Source organism: Flavobacterium resistens (genome assembly GCF_900182645.1).
Lineage (GTDB): Bacteria > Bacteroidota > Bacteroidia > Flavobacteriales > Flavobacteriaceae > Flavobacterium > Flavobacterium resistens.
Genome location: NZ_FXTA01000001.1, coordinates 1,156,105 through 1,177,941, shown reverse-complemented (window position 1 = coordinate 1,177,941; position 21,837 = coordinate 1,156,105). Strand labels below are relative to the sequence as shown.

At 32.6% G+C, this 21,837-nt stretch carries 22 protein-coding genes; 5 read left to right on the top strand and 17 right to left on the bottom strand.

Annotation, left to right across the window (positions count from 1 at the left end; genetic code table 11):
• Positions 1–88: 88 nt before the first annotated feature.
• Positions 89–1,945 carry a hypothetical protein gene (locus FN795_RS05105; protein WP_142449658.1) on the bottom strand — a complete coding sequence of 619 codons (1,857 nt, stop codon included), beginning with the start codon at positions 1,943–1,945 and terminating at the stop codon, positions 89–91.
• A 274-nt stretch (positions 1,946–2,219) separates the two neighbouring features.
• Between FN795_RS05105 and prfA the strand changes: the two genes are divergently transcribed.
• A complete protein-coding gene (gene prfA / locus FN795_RS05100) occupies positions 2,220–3,296 on the top strand; it encodes a peptide chain release factor 1 (protein ID WP_035648994.1) in 1,077 nt (358 codons plus the stop codon).
• Positions 3,297–3,795: 499 nt separating this feature from the next.
• Positions 3,796–5,127 (top strand): DUF5723 family protein, encoded by a 1,332-nt coding sequence (locus FN795_RS05095; RefSeq protein WP_142449657.1) that lies wholly within the window; start codon positions 3,796–3,798, stop codon positions 5,125–5,127.
• Positions 5,128–5,460: 333 nt separating this feature from the next.
• On the opposite strand, the gene FN795_RS05090 is transcribed toward FN795_RS05095, so the two are convergent.
• From FN795_RS05090 to FN795_RS05040, 11 genes are all read right to left on the bottom strand, one after another.
• The gene (locus FN795_RS05090) at positions 5,461–5,841 is read right to left on the bottom strand and encodes a hypothetical protein (RefSeq protein WP_142449656.1); all 381 of its coding nucleotides are present in this window, start codon (positions 5,839–5,841) and stop codon (positions 5,461–5,463) included.
• 32 nt (positions 5,842–5,873) lie between these two features.
• Positions 5,874–6,233, bottom strand: a complete 360-nt coding sequence (locus FN795_RS05085; protein WP_142449655.1) for a hypothetical protein — start codon at positions 6,231–6,233, stop codon at positions 5,874–5,876.
• 45 nt (positions 6,234–6,278) lie between these two features.
• The gene (locus FN795_RS05080) at positions 6,279–6,563 is read right to left on the bottom strand and encodes a YtxH domain-containing protein (RefSeq protein WP_142449654.1); all 285 of its coding nucleotides are present in this window, start codon (positions 6,561–6,563) and stop codon (positions 6,279–6,281) included.
• 48 nt (positions 6,564–6,611) lie between these two features.
• Positions 6,612–6,764: a lmo0937 family membrane protein gene (locus FN795_RS05075; RefSeq protein WP_109192514.1), complete on the bottom strand. Its 153-nt coding sequence runs from the start codon at positions 6,762–6,764 to the stop codon at positions 6,612–6,614.
• A 37-nt stretch (positions 6,765–6,801) separates the two neighbouring features.
• Entirely contained in the window at positions 6,802–7,446 is a 645-nt protein-coding gene (locus FN795_RS05070; protein WP_142449653.1) for a porin family protein, read from the bottom strand.
• 36 nt (positions 7,447–7,482) lie between these two features.
• Positions 7,483–8,064, bottom strand: coding sequence for a DUF4142 domain-containing protein (locus FN795_RS05065; protein ID WP_142449652.1), 582 nt, complete (start codon positions 8,062–8,064; stop codon positions 7,483–7,485).
• Between the two features lie 200 nt (positions 8,065–8,264).
• Entirely contained in the window at positions 8,265–10,049 is a 1,785-nt protein-coding gene (locus FN795_RS05060; protein WP_142449651.1) for a sensor histidine kinase, read from the bottom strand.
• A 14-nt stretch (positions 10,050–10,063) separates the two neighbouring features.
• Positions 10,064–10,513 carry a response regulator gene (locus FN795_RS05055; RefSeq protein ID WP_035648984.1) on the bottom strand — a complete coding sequence of 150 codons (450 nt, stop codon included), beginning with the start codon at positions 10,511–10,513 and terminating at the stop codon, positions 10,064–10,066.
• 21 nt (positions 10,514–10,534) lie between these two features.
• Positions 10,535–11,086 (bottom strand): helix-turn-helix domain-containing protein, encoded by a 552-nt coding sequence (locus tag FN795_RS05050; RefSeq protein WP_035648983.1) that lies wholly within the window; start codon positions 11,084–11,086, stop codon positions 10,535–10,537.
• A gap of 154 nt (positions 11,087–11,240) precedes the next feature.
• Positions 11,241–11,426 carry a CsbD family protein gene (locus FN795_RS05045; protein WP_035648981.1) on the bottom strand — a complete coding sequence of 62 codons (186 nt, stop codon included), beginning with the start codon at positions 11,424–11,426 and terminating at the stop codon, positions 11,241–11,243.
• Between the two features lie 107 nt (positions 11,427–11,533).
• Complete coding sequence (locus FN795_RS05040; RefSeq protein WP_142449650.1) at positions 11,534–12,007, bottom strand: Dps family protein; 474 nt, start codon at positions 12,005–12,007, stop codon at positions 11,534–11,536.
• A 295-nt stretch (positions 12,008–12,302) separates the two neighbouring features.
• On the opposite strand from FN795_RS05040, the gene pyrF reads away from it, so the two are divergent.
• From pyrF to katG, 3 genes are all read left to right on the top strand, one after another.
• On the top strand, positions 12,303–13,130 hold the full coding sequence (pyrF, locus tag FN795_RS05035; protein WP_142449649.1) for an orotidine-5'-phosphate decarboxylase: 828 nt from the start codon (positions 12,303–12,305) through the stop codon (positions 13,128–13,130).
• 126 nt (positions 13,131–13,256) lie between these two features.
• Positions 13,257–14,057 carry an ABC transporter substrate-binding protein gene (locus FN795_RS05030; protein ID WP_142449648.1) on the top strand — a complete coding sequence of 267 codons (801 nt, stop codon included), beginning with the start codon at positions 13,257–13,259 and terminating at the stop codon, positions 14,055–14,057.
• A gap of 839 nt (positions 14,058–14,896) precedes the next feature.
• Positions 14,897–17,104: a catalase/peroxidase HPI gene (katG, locus tag FN795_RS05025; protein ID WP_142449647.1), complete on the top strand. Its 2,208-nt coding sequence runs from the start codon at positions 14,897–14,899 to the stop codon at positions 17,102–17,104.
• A 160-nt stretch (positions 17,105–17,264) separates the two neighbouring features.
• Here the strand turns inward: katG and purU are convergent, their stop codons facing one another.
• The 5 genes from purU to FN795_RS05000 form a co-directional block, all read right to left on the bottom strand.
• Positions 17,265–18,119 (bottom strand): formyltetrahydrofolate deformylase, encoded by an 855-nt coding sequence (gene purU, locus FN795_RS05020; protein WP_142449646.1) that lies wholly within the window; start codon positions 18,117–18,119, stop codon positions 17,265–17,267.
• Positions 18,120–18,212: 93 nt separating this feature from the next.
• On the bottom strand, positions 18,213–18,929 hold the full coding sequence (locus FN795_RS05015) for a DUF4197 domain-containing protein (protein ID WP_142449645.1): 717 nt from the start codon (positions 18,927–18,929) through the stop codon (positions 18,213–18,215).
• Between the two features lie 248 nt (positions 18,930–19,177).
• Entirely contained in the window at positions 19,178–19,600 is a 423-nt protein-coding gene (locus FN795_RS05010) for a cytochrome c oxidase assembly factor Coa1 family protein (RefSeq protein ID WP_142449644.1), read from the bottom strand.
• A 148-nt stretch (positions 19,601–19,748) separates the two neighbouring features.
• Complete coding sequence (locus tag FN795_RS05005) at positions 19,749–20,627, bottom strand: SGNH/GDSL hydrolase family protein (protein ID WP_142449643.1); 879 nt, start codon at positions 20,625–20,627, stop codon at positions 19,749–19,751.
• Positions 20,628–20,865: 238 nt separating this feature from the next.
• A complete protein-coding gene (locus FN795_RS05000) occupies positions 20,866–21,735 on the bottom strand; it encodes a hypothetical protein (protein ID WP_142449642.1) in 870 nt (289 codons plus the stop codon).
• Positions 21,736–21,837: the final 102 nt, after the last annotated feature.

Below are 21,837 nucleotides of genomic sequence, written 5' to 3'. Positions count from 1 at the left end.
ATTCCTTTAGAACCTAAAACCTTGCGGAAATACTAAAACTTTCTTTTGAAATTAATTTCTCTAGCGCTGATAGCAGTGGCTATCGATACTATATGAATTGCCAAGAGTGTTTGAGTATTTCATCATATAGATGTTCAATTTCATTTATTTTTTTATTTGCGTTTACCTTAAGTTGGTTTTTTAGATTATCGCAATATGCTTCCAATTCATAAAATATTTCAACTTTACTGAATTCTTCTTTGTTTTCACATTTAATGTATTTAAAAACACAATAAGAAAGAAGTTTACCAATATACCATTCTAAGTGATTCCAAAGATTTGAGTATTCATTTATAAATTTACCTGAATGTACAATTTGGTTTCGATGTAAATAAATTCTATCTAATTGAAATTTTATTAACTCTTCCGATGCGTTGATTTTATCAATCCAATATTGAACCTTTACATTATTTTTTCCTGTATATTTATCATTTAAATTGCAAAAATCGTTGCACAGTAAATTAGAATTCTCCTTCATCAGATTAAAAGGATCATTACTTGCATTAAATATTGTACAAAGCCAGTATAAATAGACTTTTAAACCATCGGATGTATAATTAGTATAGTTTGTGTGAATTCCAATGGGATCAAAACATTTACCATTTACCCAATTACAATTAGAGTATCTTAATGCAAATGAAGTGATTTCTCTCCCAATTGTTCCAATGCTTAATGATTTTGATACAAAATGTTGAACGTTCATTATATCATTATCCTGCATTCTATATGGTAGTAAAGTTTCTAATGATGTCCATAACAAGGATAATGAGTTTTCAATTGATTTTGATCCTAATGCTAAATTATAATAATATAAACTATCAGAAATATCGTCAATATTTGGAATGTCTGTTTTGTCATTAAATTCATAATCAAATGATTTGCTTAATGATTGTAATGTTTCTAATAAAGAACTTTTTCTTTTATTAACATTTAATGGATCAATATTGAAATTCGACTTTTGAAAATTATGATTTGTTGCATCAGAAAACTTCCAAAATACGCGTTCAAAAAAATCATTTAGAGGAGTTAAATCCATTCGATCTCTTGAAATGACATATCTTTTTAAACAAATCTCATAGAGATTTCTTAAATAATTATGAGGATCAATCGTTGAACGTTTAATTTTAATAAAAATATCAGTTTTAGAATGAGGAAATAAATAATTTGTTTTGATATCTGTATATTTTACGATTTTAAAATCGACAGATTTTTTATTTAAATAATCAGATATAGTTTGAATCTCAATACTATTTTCTTTTGTTTTAATTAAAAATGTATAATTTGAAAGTTGACTTTTAAATTTACTTACGATCCTAAAAGCAGATTTATTACCATTGGCTTTATCAATAAATCTAAATGAAATATCACTAATACTTGTTGTTGAATATCCTTTAAAAATAAGATAAGGAATTAAAGAGTCAATTATTAGATCAATTTTTTTTGCATACCTTTCAAAATTCGTCGATTGAAAATCAATTAATTTTATTTCAGAGATGATATTATTTAAGTATTCACTTTCAAGTCTTTTAGAATTAATCCTTGATTTATTATAAAGATCAGTTAATTCTTTTGCATTCTCCTTAATTTTATTATGGTTTATATTTTTATAGTAAAATACAATATCACTATGATATTTGTTTAAAATAAAATCATTTATAATACTAGCTTTTATATTTTGTGATTTAGATTCATTTAAAAGACTAAGTAATCTGTGAATTGATTTAATGCGCTTTAAAGCTAATTGACTTACTTCACAAATTTCCTCGATTAATGTATAACCATTTGATGTTCTATGTCTATTTGAAATAATCTCTTCAAAATCAACTTTTTGCTTTACTCTTTCTATAAAATATTTTGATAAGTCTGTATGAGAACTATGCCATCCATTTTTTTGTGCTATCCACATATTTAAAATTTAAATTATTTTAAAAATTTTAATTTTACAATCAAAAAAATTGTATTTTATTAATCTTAACGTAACCGTAAATCAGATTGCTTTTTTTATTATTTTGTTTCACTAATCTAATTTCAAAGCAAACATCGTCTTTAATTTAAATTCACGACCACGTAAAAACCCCTGATTTCATGAAGAAAATATTCCAAAATTTCCCAAAAAATAACCACTAGAATAATCCACAAAAATTTCGTAATTTTGCCGTCCAAATAAAAGGAATTAGAAAATGTTAGATAGACTTCAATATGTAAAGCAGCGTTTTGATGAGATTTCGGATTTGATTATTCAGCCGGATGTTATTGCTGATCAAAAGCGTTATGTGCAGCTTAACCAGGAATATAAAAGCATAAAAGCACTGGTTGAAAAGAGAGAAGAATACATTCTTGTTTTAGCAAATATTGACGAAGCAAACGAAATTATTGCAGACGGTAGCGATGCAGATATGGTTGAAATGGCCAAAATGCAACTTGACGAAGCAAAAGAACGCTTGCCTCAACTAGAGGAGGAAATCAAATTTATGTTGATTCCTAAAGATCCTGAAGATGCTAAAAATGTTATGGTGGAAATCCGTGCCGGAACGGGTGGGGACGAAGCAAGTATTTTTGCAGGGGATTTATTCAGAATGTATACTAAATACTGTGAGTCACAAGGATGGAGAACATCTGTGGTGGATATGAACGAAGGTACTTCGGGAGGTTTCAAAGAGGTTATTTTTGAAGTTTCTGGAGAGGATGTTTACGGAACTTTGAAGTTTGAAGCGGGTGTTCACCGTGTACAACGTGTTCCACAAACGGAGACGCAAGGTCGTGTGCATACATCAGCGGCTACTGTTATGGTTTTACCAGAAGCAGAAGAGTTTGATGTTCAAATTGATATGAATGATGTTCGTGTAGATTTCTTCTGTTCGTCAGGACCTGGAGGACAATCGGTAAATACTACGAAATCGGCGGTACGTTTAACGCACATTCCAACAGGTTTGGTGGCGCAATGTCAGGATCAGAAATCACAGCATAAAAATAAAGATAAAGCATTAATCGTATTGCGTTCTCGTTTGTACGAAATGGAATTAGCGAAAAAACAAGAGGAAGATGCTACAAAACGTAGTTCTCAAGTAAGCTCTGGTGACCGTTCGGCTAAGATTCGTACGTACAATTATGCGCAAGGTCGTGTTACGGATCATAGAGTTGGTTTGACACTTTATGATTTAGGAAACATCATGAACGGTGATATTCAGAAAATCGTTGCCGAGCTTCAATTGGTAAACAATATGGAGAAATTGAAAGAAGCTTCAGAAGTTTACTAACGTAAACTTCTTAGGTTCTAAGATACTAAGATGCTAAGGGCCTAAGTTTTTCCCTTTTGAGCATATATATTTAAGCCGAACTTTTGTTCGGCTTTTTTATGCTTAAAAATGACGACAAGAGGAAACTTAGTAACTTAGAATCTTAGCACCTTAGCATCTTTAGAAAAATTGCAAGAACCTTCCTAGATTTTTGATTTTTTGAATTTTTTCTTCGATAAGTTGTTAAATTTATGAGATTAAATTGTTAATAAGTCTTTAGAGAATTTTCTTAACTTTTTATTTTAAATCAAGGCAATTACTACAATGTGTTTTAGTGTAGTAGGATTAATATTATTTTCTGTTAAAACTTAGCCACTTAGAAACTTAGCGTCTTAGAATCTCAAAAAAAAACTTGCCAATCGTCAAGATTGGCAAGTTTTTTTTTGCCATTTTTTTGTTAATATTTGTCTGCTTTTTTCAAAGAAGAACAAAACCAAATCAACCAGTTTAAAAATAATCTATGAAGAGAACTTTACTTTTATTTTGCTTCTTTGGAAGCTTTTTTTATGCGCGATCGCAATCGTATTTTGGATTCAGAGATGATAATTATGCCGGAATTCAGGGCGTGTTGTTTAATCCGTCAGCTATTGTGGATTCAAAATACAGATCGGATGTTACGATTTTCTCGGCAAGTGCCACGGGACAAAATGATTTGTACGGATTTAATTTTGCTGAAGTTTTAGACGGAAATTATGATATCCAGAAAGATGCCAGCAAAAACATCAAAACAAACAACCGCGGAAATTTGAACGTCGATATTATGGGACCGTCGTTTACGCTGAATATTACCCCGGTTCATAGTATTGCGCTTTATACTCGCGTACGAAGCATTACAAGTCTTGTTGATGTAAATGGAAAATTGATTGATGAGGTAAGCAAAGATCTTGATGTGTCAAATAGTTTCCTGATTCAGGGTGGAAATCCAAATGGCGTGAGTAATTCCTGGGCAGAAATTGGTGCCAGTTACGGAACAGTTTTAATGGATCATGATGATCATTTTATTAAAGGTGGTTTGACGGTTAAATATTTAATGGCTGGCGTTAACGGCTATATCAACGGAAATGATTTAAGCGTAGCTTTCAATAAAAACAATGCCAACCCAGAGCAAAGCCAATATTTGTCAACAGGAACTTTAAAAACGGCTGCAAGTTATGATTATCAAAACGGAAATGATCCTAAGTTTAGCGGTGCTTCGGCTGGCGTGGGACTTGATTTGGGATTTACATATGAATACCGCACAAATTGCCATACTTGTATTGGAAACCGATATAAATTTAAAGTCGCAGCTTCGGTAACGGATATCGGAAAAATCAATTATAAAAATATTGTCGAAAACACTTATAATCTTGCAGGAAGAGTATCGCAGGCTGATATTGATAATGCAGAAAATATTTTCGAATTCTTTGATACGCATTACACAAAAGTTTCATCAAAAACAGGTGTAAAAGCAAATTTGCCAACAGCAGTTCACACGAATTTTGACTGGAATATCGACAATAAATTCTACCTGAATTTAAGCACTGATTTTAGTTTAGTTGATGCCAAAACAGTAAACGGAACAGCAATCGCAAATTCGGTTACATTTACGCCACGATATGAAACCAGAATATTCAGTTTTTACGTTCCGGTAACGTACATGGAATACAGCGGTACACAAGTTGGAACTGGTTTTAGAGCTGGTCCATTGTTTGTTGGTTCAGGCTCGTTGATTTCGAATTTGTTTTCGAATACATCTAAAGCATGTAATTTATATGTTGGCTTGAAATTACCGATTTATCAAAATTACAACTAAAGGGTCTAAGGTGCTGAGGTACTAAGGTTCTAAGTTTTTTTAAAATAAAAAGTGGCTGTTTTCACATTGTGAAACAGCCACTTTTTGGTTAAGAAAAAGCGTTAGCTTTGACAAAACCTTAGTCCCTTAGAATCTTAGCCCCTCAGAACCTTAAAAATATAGTATGTATTAACCATTTAACCGTTTGTTGTGAAGAAACGTATAAACAAGTTAGATACCTAGAAATACTCTTGTGTATTCAAAACATTTATATAGATTAGAGTACATGTAAACTCCATTTTTTATTACGATATGGCTTAACTTTTCCATGATATAAAATTTAAGTTAGACAAATTACTCTTTAGATGGTTCGTGTTGTGATGAGGCTTCTTGTGAAGTTTCATCTGATTCGTGATGTGGTTTTGAAACCAAATTGGTTACGACCAGCTGCACGATTGATCCTAAAATTCCTTTAAACATTGAATCGCCTTTTCCGACAATAAATCGTTTTGCCAAATAGCCAATTCCGATACTGATGGCTGATTGTGCAATATGACTTTTAAAACCAACTGTTTCGTTGATTTCTTCAACCGTATTCCGGATCAGGTTTATAGGTTTTAGGTTTTCTTTGATATCGTCGATTTCATCTTTAATGGAACACCACTCGGCATCCTGACGATTTTCTAAAAACTTTATTCTCTGATTTAATTCATCAATAGTGTAAATAGGCTCCATAACAGTCTTTTTTAGTTATTAATAGTTTTAAATCAGTTTTGTTTTTCTTTTAAAATACTTGAAATAATAGTATTTCCAATCGGGGTTTTTATCAATTTGTGATGCGTTTTGTGAATCACAATGGCAACAATCAAATAGAAAAGTGCCATGATAAAAAAGCCGTAATAATACTCTCCAAGTTCTTTCCCAACCCATAAACTAATCCCGATATTAAGAAACAAGGTAAAAAATGCAACAACAACGCCAACTGCGATCTTTGATGTTAAGGTTGAAACCACATCGGCGACTGAACATACTGTTTTGAGTTTCAGTAATTCCAAACTCGTTTTAGTATAGTTTTCCGCTTTTTCATAAAGATTTAAATTCTCGTTTGTTGTTGCATTTGGTTCCATGATATAAGGTATTTATGGTTTAAAAATCTCACTTTGTACTAAATACTAGTAGTTCGATTTTACAGTTTTTGCCTCGTCTTTAATTGAATTGTAGTCATCTTTAACCTGGTTAAATTTGGCTTTTCCTTCATCTACAATTTCTTTACCGTTTGATTTGATTGTGTCTACAATTCCGTCAAATTTTGATTTTAAATTATCTCCGTAATCTTTCGATTTATCTTTGATTTTTTTGCGAGTTTCTGAACCTTTATCTGGTGCGAATAAAACTCCTAATAATGCTCCTGCAGCTGCAGCTCCAACAATTCCTAAAATGGTGTTACTTGCTTTCATAATATTTGATTTTAATGATTAATATATAATTGTTAATATGATTTGTTTTTAAATTTCCCTGCCTTTGATTAGTCTAAGCAATACAGCAATAATGGCAATCACTAATAAGATGTGAATAATGCTTCCGAAGCTGTAAACAAAGAAACCAAGAGCCCAAAGAATAACTAATATTACTGCGATTGTATATAATAAATTTGACATGGTTTTTATATTTAGAGGTTAATTAAAATTATTTTTTCTAATTTAGTTTATACGACAGGTATAAAGACAAATTGCTATTTTTTGCATCTGGAACTGTATAAGTTGTTCCGGCAACAGTTCTTTCTTTTCCAATTGTTGTTAATCCGTAATTGTATCGTAAACCAATACTGATTGGGCTAAAATCTACTCCAACACCGGCTGATAAACCAGCATCAAATCGGTTTAAATCATCAGCGTTAATTTCTTCATCAAAATTGAAATCGCCATCACCAGAAACTTTAGAACTTACCAGATACGATGCATATCCACCGGCATGAATATTAAAATTTTTGGTAACATTCACTCGCACTAACAAAGGAACTTCAATATAATTCAGTTTAAATTTTCCGGTTCCGCTTACAAAAGCATTGTTGTATTCTAATTCGGCACCTTTTGTAGTGAACAAGATTTCAGGTTGAATTGCAATAAAATCTGAAATAGGCAATGTTGCATAAACACCGGCATTGAAACCGTATAAAATATTTTCGTCGTCAGCATTATTGTTATATAAATTTGACATGTTGAATCCTCCTTTAACACCAAACTCGGTAGTTACATTTTCATCGTTTTGAGCTTGAAGCATTCCAAACGAAGCAGAGAAAAATAAGGCTAAGGCGCATAAAAAATTAGTGTGCATTTTCATAGTAAAAAATTTAGTTAATAATAGATTTTAAGGCGTTTAAATAAATTCTGTTTTTAATCTTTCGGTTTCTCTTAAAAGCTGATACTGGTCTGGCAAATATTGAAGTACTAATTTTAAAATCGTTTCATCATCCGTTTCGGTCGAAATTTTTTCAAACAGTTTAATCTGTTCGGTCAAAGACTCTGAAATTGAATTTAGATACGTTTGGTTAAAAGTATTTTCATCAGTATCAATCAATTCATATAAATCTCTTTTATGCGTCACATTTATATCCGTAATGACAACAAGTTTTTTATTGGCCATTTCTGCTATTTGCTGCAACAATTGATTTTGATGTTCTTCAATTTTTTTGCTTAAATCCTGTATCGGATTTTCTGAATGTTTTTGTGCAAATTGACTTTTTGAAATAAGAACATTACTCACATTTGCCGCTGCAATAAAAAACGAAGTTTCAATTTGATCCTTATCGATTTGCAGTTTGTTGTTTTGGCTAAAAGTTTCATTTTTAAAGAAATTTGCTTTTTGACGTTCTTTCTTTCCGCATGCTGAAAAAGATAAAATAATCAATAAGAAAAAGACTTTTAAAATAGCTACTTTTATTAAGGGCATTGCTTTCATTTTTACTTCATAAAGTATTACATTACAAAGTTGCTAACGAATAGCTTATTTTACTTTACAGCATAAAAAAGAAACGTTATATAATTCCCATAATCGGCTTATATAAAGGTTTTAAGAAGATTTGATAATAAAAAAAAGAGCGTTTTCAGCTTCAAATAATTGATTTGCTGAAAACGCCCTTTGTAAGAATTTGTATGTTTTTAATCCGGAAGAAACACAGTGAAAACAGAACCTTTTCCTGGAATACTATCTGCCAGAATATGTCCTTTATGATTTTCGACAATCTTTTTGCAGATTGCCAATCCAATTCCGGTTCCGGGATAATCCGTTTTTGAATGCAGACGCTGGAAAAGAACAAAAATGGTTTCTTTAAACTGAGGATCAAACCCCATTCCGTTGTCTGAAAAAGTGATTTTATGAAATTTTTTGGTTGTTTGTTCCAATAAATCAGGATAAGCGGCTGAAAGTACTTTTTCGCTTTCAACAATAATTTCAGGAATTCGGCCCGGCTGGCTGTATTTTAATGAATTTCCAATCAAGTTGATGAAAAGCTGTTCGATCTGATACGGAATCACGTCTAATTTTGGAAGTTTCGTAGCCGTAATAACTGCTTTTTTCTCATGAATAATTTCAGTTAATTCCGATTCGGCATTTTCTAAAAGTTCATTTAAATTCGATTTTATAAACTCTTTTTTAGTCGTATTCGTTCTCGAAAAAAGCAATAAATCATCAATTAAGACACGCATTCTTTTTGCCGAACTTTCAATTTTAGAAAGATATTCGCGCGCACTGTCCGACATAACAGCTTTGTCAGCATCAGAAACTCGGGAAATAAAAGTCTGTATTTTTCGGAGTGGTTCCTGCAAATCGTGACTAGCAACGTGATTGAAAGAAGCCAGTTCTTTATTGCTTTTTTCCAATTCACGGTTTCGTTCCTGAAGTTCAATATTTAAAAGATGTTCATCTGTAATATCAAAATTAATTCCCAACAAAATTTTGCTTCCCTGTTGATCGGTTAATAATTTTCCAGTCGATTTAAAATGCCTGATTTCGTGATCTGGACGAGCAATTTTATAGTAAATAAATGGCAGATTCTTTTTTTCTATAATTCCTTGCATTGATGCAGCAACGGCATCTTTGTCGTCTGGATGTACAAAATCAAGAAATGTTTCCTTTTCAGGAACAAAAGAATTAGGTTCAACGCCTAAAATTCGGAACTGATTATCGGAATAATCGATTTTATTTGAATCCAAATCCCATTGCCAGGTACTGAATTTTCCAATAATTTCAGATTCGGCCATCAAACCGCTTGAAATTAAAAGTTTTTTATTAAAGACTTTCAAGCGCTCAAAATCACGACTGATTTGTCTGTAAGCTAATAAAATAAAAGTAAGTGCTGTTAAAAAAAGGGAAATTGAAAAAATCGGGCTTAATGAAATTTCCTGATCGTAAATCTTAAGTCGGTTTTCCAGATATTTTTTCTCAATATCATTCATTTTATCGACTTGAAACCGAATGTTTTCCATCAAAATTCGGCCTCCAAACATATAATTGTCAAGTTTTCTTTTATCGTATGTTTTAGGATCGCTGTATTTGAGGCAATTCTCAAAGGAGACAAATCGCTGAATAATAAGTTTGAATAAGTTTTCGAGATTTCGCTGTTGAATAGGATTGTCAGCAGTCAGTTTTTTTAGTGTAATAAAAGAAGCATTTACTTTATCACGCGAATAAAGATACGGAGCTAAAAAGCGGCCATTTCGCGTTATAATATAACCACGCTGGCCCGTCTCTGCATCTTTAATTGCCGACATTAATCGCTCTAACTGAATGTTTATTTCATAAGTATGCATAACCAGTTTACTTGATTCATTCAAGTCCTGGTTATGTTTGTAAGCGATTGAAGAAAGAAACAACAGGATGAAAACTGCGATTACAAAAATAACTCTCAAAGAGTTTGAAGAATTAAAATTTGGTATCCACTTCATTTGGCAATCTTATTCTATTTTAGTCGGAGCAGGAAATTATCACGGTTCAACCCAGAGGTATGGTAATGCCAATTTACAGTCACGACTTCATTAATTATTTTTTTGAGTGTATTAAAATCACTTGGCTTTTTGATGTAAATATTGGCGCCCTGAATAAACGTATCTTCAATATCCTCTTCAGATGACGAAGTAGAGTAGATCGCAATGATAATATTTTTAAGGCGTTCTGTTTTTTTGATTTCAATCAAACATTCTTTTCCTGTTTTCTTTGGCATGTTCAAATCCAGAAACAAAATGTCTGGAAGTTTGTTTTCAGGATCGTTCAAATGATCCATTAACTGCATTCCGTCATGAACAAAATCTACATTGGTCTGAATTTTAATTTCTTCAAATGCGTCTTTAAAAAATAAACGATCATCTTCATCATCATCAGCCAATAAAATATATAATGCGTTTTTTTGCATTTTAGTATGGTATTTGAGTTTTTATTTTAAATTTTCTCTACGTTTCTTGATTATTCTCTGAAATGCCGATGGCGTAATTCCGGTTGTATTTTTAAACTGTGTACTTAAATGCGCAACACTTGAATAGTTGAGTAAAAAAGCAATTTCAGTCAGGCTCATTTCATTAATGATAATCAATTGTTTTGCTCTTTCAATTTTTTGTAAAATGATGAAATTTTCGATAGAAGAATAAGTTACTTCCGAAAAAACATTGGATAAATAACCGTAGCTGTGATTCAATTTTTCGGCTAAAAAAACAGAACTTTTATAATTATTGCTGTCTTCCATAAAAACCAGTTCAATTATGGCATCTTTTATTTTTTGAACCAAAACACTTTTTTGATTTTCGACAATCTCAAAACCGCACGGACTTAAATTATTTTTTAAAGTTTCGAGTGCATCAGCATCAAGGTTGTCAGCAATCTCAATCTCACCAAAACCCAAACTTGTAAAATTAATATTCTGCTGGTCAAGGTTGTGTTTAAGATAAAGAGAACAAATGGTATTAATGTCGAACTTTATAAATAGTTTCATTTTATAAAAATTTGGTTAAAGATACTTAATTTATTTTTGGGGTTAATGTTTAATCTTTGTTAGAAATCCTGAAACAGATCAAAATAAATAAATTTTTCAAAAAAATACCGTCTAGTACAAGTAGTAGACGGTATTTCCTGATTTGAGTTATAGGTTACAAATCTGAAAGCATCTGATGAAATTCTTCTTTGGTTTTACCCAGTTTTTGCTGTAGTTTTCCGTACATCTCGTCTTCTTTTCCTTCAGCAAACATCAAATCATCATCTGTCAGTTCTGCGTATTTTTGTTTTAATTTTCCTTTTAACTCATTCCAGTTTCCTTTTATTTCGGTAGTATTCATAACTTTCTGTTTAGTGTTAATTACATTGTAAAGTTCCGATTTTAAAAGCAGGCAATTGTTACATGAATTTCGGTAATCGTTGCATAATTTGCATTTCTGCTTTTATTTTAAGCCTTATAACGTCGCAGTACCCAAGCCATTTTCTCGTGTTCCTGAAGCAATCCAGTTACAAAATCGGCTGAGCCGGCATCTTTTGTTTCGTTTTCAAAAACCGGAATATAATCTCTTAATTCATTTACTATTTGTTCATGATTTTCAAGAAGTTCTTCCAGCATATGTTTTTGTGAAGCATATTCTTTTGGCGATTCTTTCAAAGTCGAATTTTCAATAAATTCCTTCATGGTTCCGATTGTTTTTTCGCCAAGCTGACTAATGCGTTCTGCAACTTCGTCAATTTTTGCTTCCAGAATACGGTATTGCTCTTCAAACAATTTATGTAATTCCATAAAACTGTTTCCGGAGATGTTCCAATGAAATTTTCTTGTTTTTACATAAAGTGTCATTTCATTTGATAAAATGGTAGCTAATATGCTTGTGCTCTTTTTTAAATGTGCTGCTGAAATTCCAATATTTGGGCTCATAATGGGCTGATTTAAGGTTCAGTATCAAAATTAGAGAACAGGGGTTTGTTTTTTCTTACACAATTTTCAGGAGTTGTTACAGGAATTCAATGTTAATTAGAAAATTAGAAAATTAGAAAATGAAGTTAGAAAGATCTCTAATGTCAGCCTGAGCGGAGTCGAAGGGCGCTCCAATTGGAACGTAGGCTTCGACTCTCCGCTCAGCCTGACAAAATATGCAAAACCTGAAACCTAAAACTTGAAACTTGAAACCAAAATAATTATTTGTAATTTTGCGCAACTATTAAAACACACTATGACAACACAACAGCTTCACGAACAAATCCTTCAAAAAAAATCATTTCTATGCGTTGGCCTGGATCCTGATTTAAGTAAAATGCCATCTCATTTATTAGAAACGGAAGACCCAATTTTTGAGTTTAATAAAGCAATAATTGATGCAACGCATGATTTGACTGTTGGTTACAAACCAAATACCGCTTTTTTTGAAGCATACGGAATTAAAGGCTGGATGTCGCTGCAAAAAACAATTAATTATATTAACGAAAATTATCCTGAAATTTTTACAATTGCAGATGCAAAACGTGGCGATATTGGGAACACTTCAAGCATGTATGCAAAAGCTTTTTTTGAAGATTTGAATTTTGACAGCGTTACCGTTGCTCCTTATATGGGAAAAGATTCAGTTGAGCCTTTTTTGGCTTTTGAAAATAAACATACTATTATGTTAGCGCTGACTTCAAACGAAGGCGCTTTTGATTTTCAGACTTTAACTACAAACGGTAAAGAGCTTTATAAACAAGTTTTAGAAACCTCTAAAACATGGAAAAACAGTGAAAACTTAATGTATGTTGTTGGTGCAACTAAAGCCGAATATTTTACCGAAATCAGAAAAATTGTTCCGGATAGTTTTTTATTAGTTCCAGGAATTGGCGCTCAAGGTGGAAGTTTGTCTGAAGTATGCAAATACGGAATGAATGATAAAGTTGGTCTTTTGGTAAATTCGGCAAGAGCTATTATATATGCTTCAAAAGGAACTGATTTTGCTGAAAAAGCCAGAGAAGAAGCTTTGAAAGTACAGCAGGAAATGGAGGAGATTATTGGTTTAAAGTTTCAGGTTTAAAGTTTGCTTTGAACAAATAATTTAACCGCAAAGTTCGCAAAGAGTTACGCTATGAACGCAAAGCTTTGCGAACTTTGTGGTTAAAAAATACATTCCAAATAATCTGAAACAAAAAAGACTTGAAACATGAAACAAATGACTGATCAATTAGGAACTTTACATTCTTTTGAAAATGCTCCAAAACGTATTATTTCGCTTGTTCCTTCGCAAACCGAATTATTACATGATTTAGGTTTAGAAGAAAAAATAATCGGAATTACGAAGTTTTGTGTTCATCCGTTTCATTTTAAATCCACTAAAAAGATTGTTGGGGGAACCAAGAAAATTCATTTCGGAAAAATAAAGCTTTTACAACCCGATATTATAATCTGCAATAAAGAAGAAAACACAGAAGAAATCGTAAACCAATTACAGGAAATCTGTCCGGTTTGGGTAACGAATATTGTTTCTATCGAAGATAATTTTCAAATGATTTCCGATTTTGGACAATTATTCAACTGCAGAACCGAAGCTCAAAAGTGGAACGACAAATTGGCTTTCGCCTTGAGCGATTTCAAAAAATACATTCTGGATATCGAAGAAAAGAAAGTGGCTTATTTTATTTGGAAGAATCCTTATATGGTGGCCGGAAATGATACATATATAAATGAACTTTTAAAACTGAATCATTTTAAAAATATTTATGAAGATAAAGGAAGATATCCAGAAATAGAACTCAAAAAAATGCGACTGGAAGGCGATCCTGATATCGTTTTTCTTTCCTCAGAACCTTATCCTTTTAAAGAAGAAGATGCTTTTGAAATTGGGAGATTCACACATCACGCCAAAACAATCTTTGTTGACGGAGAAATGTTCTCCTGGCACGGAAGCCGATTACTTAAGGCTTTCTCTTATTTTAAAATGCTTCACGAAAGATTGAAGAATTAGTTTTTTTGTTTCAGGTTTTAAGTTTCAAGTTGTCGGAAACTTAACCGCAAAGAGTGTTATCCCGATAGCTATCGGGAACGCAAAGTTCGCAAAGTTTTTTACATAAAGCTTTGCGAACTTTGCGTTTTTAGAGTGCTCAATATAAAAAAACCTTGCGCTCTTTTCGGTTAAATTATGTTCAAAGTAAAGCAACGTGAAACTTGAAACCTGAAACAAAATAAACAAAAAAAGAATGCCGACATCTCGAAGACGCCGGCATTATTTAACTAACCAAAACCAAAATAATAAATAACCAGTTTATTACATTACAAAGATCCGACATATATCAATCTTAATGTGTTAAGACCTTGTTATTACTTTGTTGGATATAAGTTAATATCAAAATTTTAAAAATAGGATTACAAAAGAAACCTACATTTTGAGGTAATATTATGTTCAAAACAAGGCAACATGAAACAAAGAAAACTTGAAACCTGAAACCAAAACAATATAAAAAAAGAATGCCGGCATCTCGAAGACGCCGGCATCATTTAACTAACCAAAACCAAAATAATAAATAACCAGTTTATTACATTACAAATGTCCGACATATCTCAATCTTTTGCTGTTAAGGTTTTGTTATTACTTTGTTGACCATAAGTTAAGATTTATAAAAACGTGTTTCTGAGCTTTCTGCAACGTTAAATAATTTTTGGCTATTAAAATATAATAACAATCAATTTTGTTTATGAATATGCTAAACATACTTTCGTATATTTGATAATGTGTTAAATATCAGCAATATGTGATTTTTGAAAAAATTAGCATTTAAATAAAAATAACTCAAAAAAACAAAAGAGATGAGCGAATCAATTGAAAGTAAATGTCCATATCATAACGGACAAATGAAAGAAACATCGGGAGCAGGAACCTCTAATAAAGATTGGTGGCCAAATCGGTTGAATCTAAACATCCTGCGTCAACATTCTAGTTTATCAGATCCTATGGAAAAAGGTTTTGACTATGCAGCAGCCTTTAAAACTTTGGATTTAAATGAAGTCAAAAAAGATCTTTATGCATTAATGACTGATTCTCAGGATTGGTGGCCAGCTGATTATGGTCATTATGGTCCTTTGTTTATTCGTATGGCTTGGCATAGTGCAGGAACTTATCGTATTTCTGATGGACGTGGAGGCGCCAGTTCAGGTAATCAACGTTTTGCACCACTTAACAGTTGGCCAGATAATGGTAATTTAGATAAAGCTCGTTTTTTGCTTTGGCCTATTAAACAAAAATACGGGAATAAAATTTCATGGGCAGATTTAATGATTTTGACAGGGAACTGCGCTTTGGAATCTATGGGATTTAAAACTTTTGGATTTGCAGGCGGAAGAGAAGATGTTTGGGAACCAGAACAAGATGTCAATTGGGGTAATGAAAAAGAATGGTTAGCTACAAGTGACAAACCTAATAGTAGATACTCTGGCGATAGAGACTTAGAGAACCCTCTTGCTGCCGTACAAATGGGATTAATATATGTAAACCCAGAAGGTCCAGATGGAAATCCTGATCCGCTAGGTTCTGGTAGAGATATTAGAGAAACTTTTGCCCGTATGGCGATGAACGATGAAGAAACGGTGGCTTTGACGGCTGGTGGACATACTTTTGGTAAAGCACACGGAGCTGGAGATGCATCATTAGTAGGAGCAGAACCAGAAGGTGCGAGCATTGAACAAATGGGTCTGGGCTGGAAAAGTTCATATGGTACAGGAGTAGGTGGAGATGCTATTACAAGTGGTATTGAAGGTGCTTGGAAACCAAATCCGACGACTTGGGATAATGGTTATTTTGAAACATTATTCAAATATGATTGGAAATTAACTAAAAGCCCTGCAGGAGCGCATCAATGGACACCAACCGATGAAAGTGCCGCTACAACTGTAGAAGACGCTCATGATCCAACAAAAAGACATGCGCCAATGATGACAACAGCAGATATGGCCATGAAAATGGATCCTGCTTATGAAAAAATTTCCAGAGACTACATGCAAAATTTTGACAAATTTGCTGATGCTTTTGCAAGAGCGTGGTTCAAGTTAACGCACAGAGATATGGGACCAATTAGCCGTTATTTAGGCCCGGAAGTTCCTTCTGAAGAGTTGATTTGGCAAGATCCGATTCCTTCAGTTAAAAGCGAATTAAACCATAGCGACATTGCTCTTTTAAAAGAAAAAATTAAAGCGAGTGGTCTTTCAATTTCTCAATTGGTATCGACTGCTTGGGCTTCGGCTTCTACTTTCCGTGGTTCTGATAAACGTGGTGGTGCAAATGGTGCACGTATTCGTTTTGAACCGCAAATTAATTGGGAAGTGAATTCACCAACTCAATTAAAAAATGTGTTAGCAACTTATGAAACAATACAAAATGAATTTACAACTTCTGGAAAAGTAGTATCTATTGCAGATTTAATTGTTTTGGGAGGATCTGTAGGAATTGAAAAAGCGGCTGGAAATGCAGGAATAAATATTGATGCTCCTTTTTCTCCTGGAAGAGGCGATGCAACTTTAGAGCAAACGGATGTTCATTCTTTCAACGCGCTAGAACCAAAAGCTGACGGATTTAGAAACTATAAAAGTGCGAAATGTAATTCAGTAACCGAAGAGCTTTTAGTAGATAAAGCACAATTATTAGGCTTAACAGCTCCTGAAATGACAGTTTTACTCGGTGGTTTGAGAGTCTTGAATACCAATTATGATGGCTCTAAACATGGTATACTAACAAAGAACACAGAAACATTAAACAATGATTTCTTCATCAATTTACTAGATTTAGGTACAGTATGGAAAGCAACGAACGAAAGTGGCGAAACTTTTGAAGGCCATAATCGCAAAACAGGTGAATTGAAATGGACAGCAACTCGTGCTGATCTTATTTTTGGCTCAAATTCAGAATTGCGTGCGATTGCTGAAGTTTACGCATCCAACGATGCAAAAGAACGATTCGTAAAAGATTTCGTTGCCGTATGGACTAAAGTAATGAACGCTGACCGATATGATTTGGTTAAATAAGGTTCTAAGTTGCTAAGGCACTAAGATCTATAGTTAAAAAGATTTAAAACAAAACTTACTTCCAAATGAAAACCCGACAGATTATAAATCTGTCGGGTTTGTTATATAAGTTCAAAGGTAAAAAACTTAGAAGCTTAGTGCCTTAGAATCTTAGCACCTTTTAAGAAAAAACCACCGTCTTATTACTATAAACCATTGTTTTTCTTTCAGCATGGAGTTTTATTGCTCTTGCCAGAACAATTCGTTCTAAATCGCGTCCTTTCATGATAAAATCTTCAACCGAGTGAATATGTGAAACTCTTGCAATATCTTGTTCAATAATTGGGCCTTCGTCTAATTCTTCGGTAACATAATGGCTTGTTGCGCCGATAATTTTCACACCGCGCTTAAAAGCCGAATGATAAGGTTTTGCACCCGGAAAAGCGGGCAAAAAAGAATGATGAATATTGATGATTTTATTTTCGTAAAGACTGATTAAATTTGGCGTAATAATTTGCATATAGCGAGCCAAAACGATAAAATTGATTTCATATCGCTTTAAAAGTTCAATTTGTTTCGCTTCGCCTTCTTCTTTATTGTCTTTTGTAAAAGGAACACAATGAAACGGAATATTAAATCGTTCCGCAACGCTTCTCAAATCATTATGATTGCTTATAATAACTGGAATTTCAACATTCAATTCATCAGCACTGTAACGTCCTAAAATGTCAAAAAGACAATGATCGTATTTTGAAACAAACAAAGCCATTTTTGGTTTTTGTTCCTGATTATATAAGTCCCACGACATATTGAAATCGGTTGCGAGTGTTTTATCGAATTCTTCTTTCAGACTTTCAATTGTAATTTTAGGATTGGTAAATTCACATTCCAATCGCATAAAAAAAACATTTTGCTCCACATCAACATGCTGGTCGATGTAAGTGATATTTCCTTCCACTTTTGCAATAAAAGTAGTCACTGCGGCAATAATTCCTTTTTGGTCTTTACAGTGAATGAGAATGGTTATTTTTTGCATCTTAATTTTTTGGTTTTTGGTTAGTGACAAAGTAACAAAGGTTCAAAGTAACAAAGGGTTTGTTACTTTGTCTCTTTGCACCTTTGAAAAAAACTATTTTCCGTCCTGCATTGCAAAAACGCTTTTCAATAAAGGAGTTGTTCTTGCACTAATATTATTTCGGATTTCTTTTTCTTCTACAGCAATCATTTTAAAAACTCCTGCCAAGGCTTGATTTGTTGTATAATCAGTCAAATCTGGGTTTACTTTTTTCACTAACGGAATTGTATTGTATTTCGTGATGATTTTAGTCCAAACTGCATCGGCACCTACTTTTGCGAATGAATTTTTAATCACAGGATTAAATTTTCCGTATAAAGCTGTTGTTGTACTTCCTTGCAAATAAGTTGTTGCCGCACTGTCATTTCCTAACAAAATATTTTTAGCATCTGTAAACGACATATTTTTAACCGCCGATACAAATATTGGTGTTGCTTCTTTTACAGCATCTTCTGCAGCGCGATTTAGCATTTTAACGCCTTCATCAGCAAGCGAACTCAAACCAACTTTTCTTAAAGTGGCATCTACTTTTTGTAATTCTTCAGGCATTAAAATTTTTACAGCTTCGTTTTTATAAAAACCATCAACAGCGGTTAATTTGCTCACTTGTTGTGTAATTCCTTTATTTAGAGCTTCTTTTAATCCAGCTGAAATATCAACTCCTCCAACCGGAATTTGTGATGATATTTGTGGAAACTGATTTAAAGTCTGCTGCATCTCTGCGCATGAAACAAGTGAAAATGTAAGGGCGAATAATAAAATCTTTTTCATTTGGGGGTTTTGTTTAAGTTTCAAAAATACTACTTATTCAAAAACAAAGCCATAATTTTATTTCGGGAGCAGAAAGATTTTGTTTCATAATTAACACTCGTCCCGCTATTCGTTGCAATCTTTTGCTTTTTGGCAGCAAAAAGCAAAAGGATTTCCACTGCTATCGGGGCTAGGATAGAAGTTTTTCGTTTTTAAGATTTAAGGAGAAATTGAAAATTGGTAAAAGAAAATAGAATTTAGTTTGTGTTTTATTCCTTTTTCAGCAAATCAATTTTTTCGTCTGTCTTTTCAATGTAAACAGACATTTCACTGTATTTCCATTTTCCTCTTTTTTCGCCAACAACAAACAAGGTTGCTTTGCCTTTTGGACCTTTTAGAGGAACTTGTACATCACACTTTCTAACATCGTTTACGGCACTTACAGTTCCGGAAACCATTCCGTCTGTTTCTATTGGCGATCCAAGCTTTTCGATTAGTATTTTATTGTGCTGAACAAGTTCCATCGATTCTATATAAGCATCAGAATCTTTGATAATTGAGGTTACTTCAAAGAAAACTCCGACCAAGAATAAAACAAATAGTATTATTATACTTAAACAGCCTGTTGGAATGAACCATTTCCAGTTTCGATTCCACCAGTTTTTTTGTGGTTGATTGTAATCGTCTTGCATGAAAGGATGATTTGAAAATTCACTAGAAAGATATGATAAATTTTAAATTTAAAAAACACCTATTTTGTTTTAATACAATTAATTACAAAAAAAAAATCACCCTGTAAATTACAAGATGATTGATTTTGAATTTTCTTTACTATGGATTTTAACGATTATCAAAAGCAATTTCTTCCAAAGCTTTTGGATTACTAATAGCCTCGTTAACATCTTGTTTTTTCATATCGTCATTATCTTCCGTTCCAGTGCTTAAAGTAAGTGCTTTTGGCATTATGGGTTTTTTATTAAAGATTGTTGCAAATAGTAATGCTCCTTGCAAATAGCCACCATCATTTAAAAGGTGTAATGTGTTTTCGCCATAACGAAGATTGTCTTTATTTGCAACTAAATATTTATAATCTTTTTTGCCTTTATAAGCATCATTAACCGCGTCTCCAACTCTCAATAAACCAGCATTTTTTGTTGTTTTGACCACTTCAACTGCATTTGTACGCATTATATCATAATACTCTTTATATTCAGGATCAGTAAAAGGAATTGGAGACATTCCTTCGTAAATATAAATCGCTGTATCAGGACTGTTTTTGTGTATTTTTTTCACAATCATATCTACATTAGATTTATATTTATCTGGCTCTCCACCCGCAACTGGTGTAGATTCCTGAATGATTACATAATCGTAATAATTTCCGTCTTTATCTACTTTCGCAAAATTTTGTTCTGCTTCGACTTTATGAACATTATAAATTTCATCAATTGAAACTCCCATTGTAACCAATTGGTCTACATTCATCGGCTGATTATTTGCCTTGCAGATTTCCCCAAATAAAATTGGGGCACTTACAAAAAACTCTGTATGACTATTTCCTATAAATAAAATTCTAGGGCTGCCTTCAGCTTTTGGTGCTTTTGGTCTTTCGGTTGTTTCTTCTGTTGTAGTTTGATTTTCTGCCGTAGCCGATTTGTCTTTGCACGAAGTAAAAAGAATTGTTGCAATACTAAATAATAAAATGTGTTTTTTCATCATAAATTTAATTAAAAAGAAATGCAAATCTCTCCTTAACTAAAAAAAATAGTAGCTTTAAAAAGTTTTAAAATTGATACTTTAGGACAAAAAATAATGTTGAAATTTTAACTGAGTTTAGGTTAAAAAATAAATCATAAAGATTTTTTATTTCATTGCTTTTGATTAAAGATTATTAGAGATAATTTCTAACGATTTAGGATGGGGCACATGAAGAATTCTTAAATAGATTTTGGGGAATTTATCTATTACTAAAAGCAATTTCTTCCAAAGCTTTTGGATTACTGATTGCTTTAGCAACTTCTTGTCTTCTCATGCAATCATCATCGTTTATTCCGGTACTTAAAATTAGCTTTTTTGGAATAATTGGCCTTTTGTCGAAAATTGTAGCATACAATAAAGTTGCTTGTAAAAATCCACCATCGTTTAAAACAAGGAATGTGTTATTTTGTTCATAACGAAGATTGTCTTTGTTGTTTAGCAAATAGTTATAGCCTTTTTTACCATCATATGCGTCTTTAATTGCATCACCAACTCGTAACAAACCTGCATTTTTGATAAATACCATGGCTAAAAGAGCATTTTTGCGCATCTCTTCGTGATATTCATTAAATTTTGAATCGGTATAAGATACTGGAGACATTCCTTCGTATATATAAATGGCTACGTCTGGACTGTTTACATGTATTTTTTCGACTAACATTTTTAAATTGGATCTGTATTTTTCAAGAGCAGATAATGCAATTGGGGTCGATTCTTGAAGTATTACATAATCATAATAATTTCCATCTTTATCTCTATTTGAAAAATTTTGATTTGCTTCTGTTTTATTAGTATCATATACTTTATCAAGCGGAACTCCCATTGTTATCAATTGTTGCACACTGACAGACTGATTATTTGCATTACACAATTCCTGAAACAAAGTTGGTGTGCTGACAAAGTATTCTGTATGGTTGTTTCCTATAAATAATAAACGTTTAAAACCTTCTGCTTTTGGTGCTTTTGGTTTTACAATTCCATCTTCTGATACCGTTATGTCATTTTCTTTATTATTACATGCAGTAAGCAGAATTGCTACAACAGCGAAAAGAAAAATATGCTTTTTCATTACAAGTTTATTTTGAGATTTACATTTATAGATTAAAATCCGGCAAACTTCAGTTTTAAAACTTGCAACTCAAGGCTCAAAAGGTTTTAAAATTAATAGATT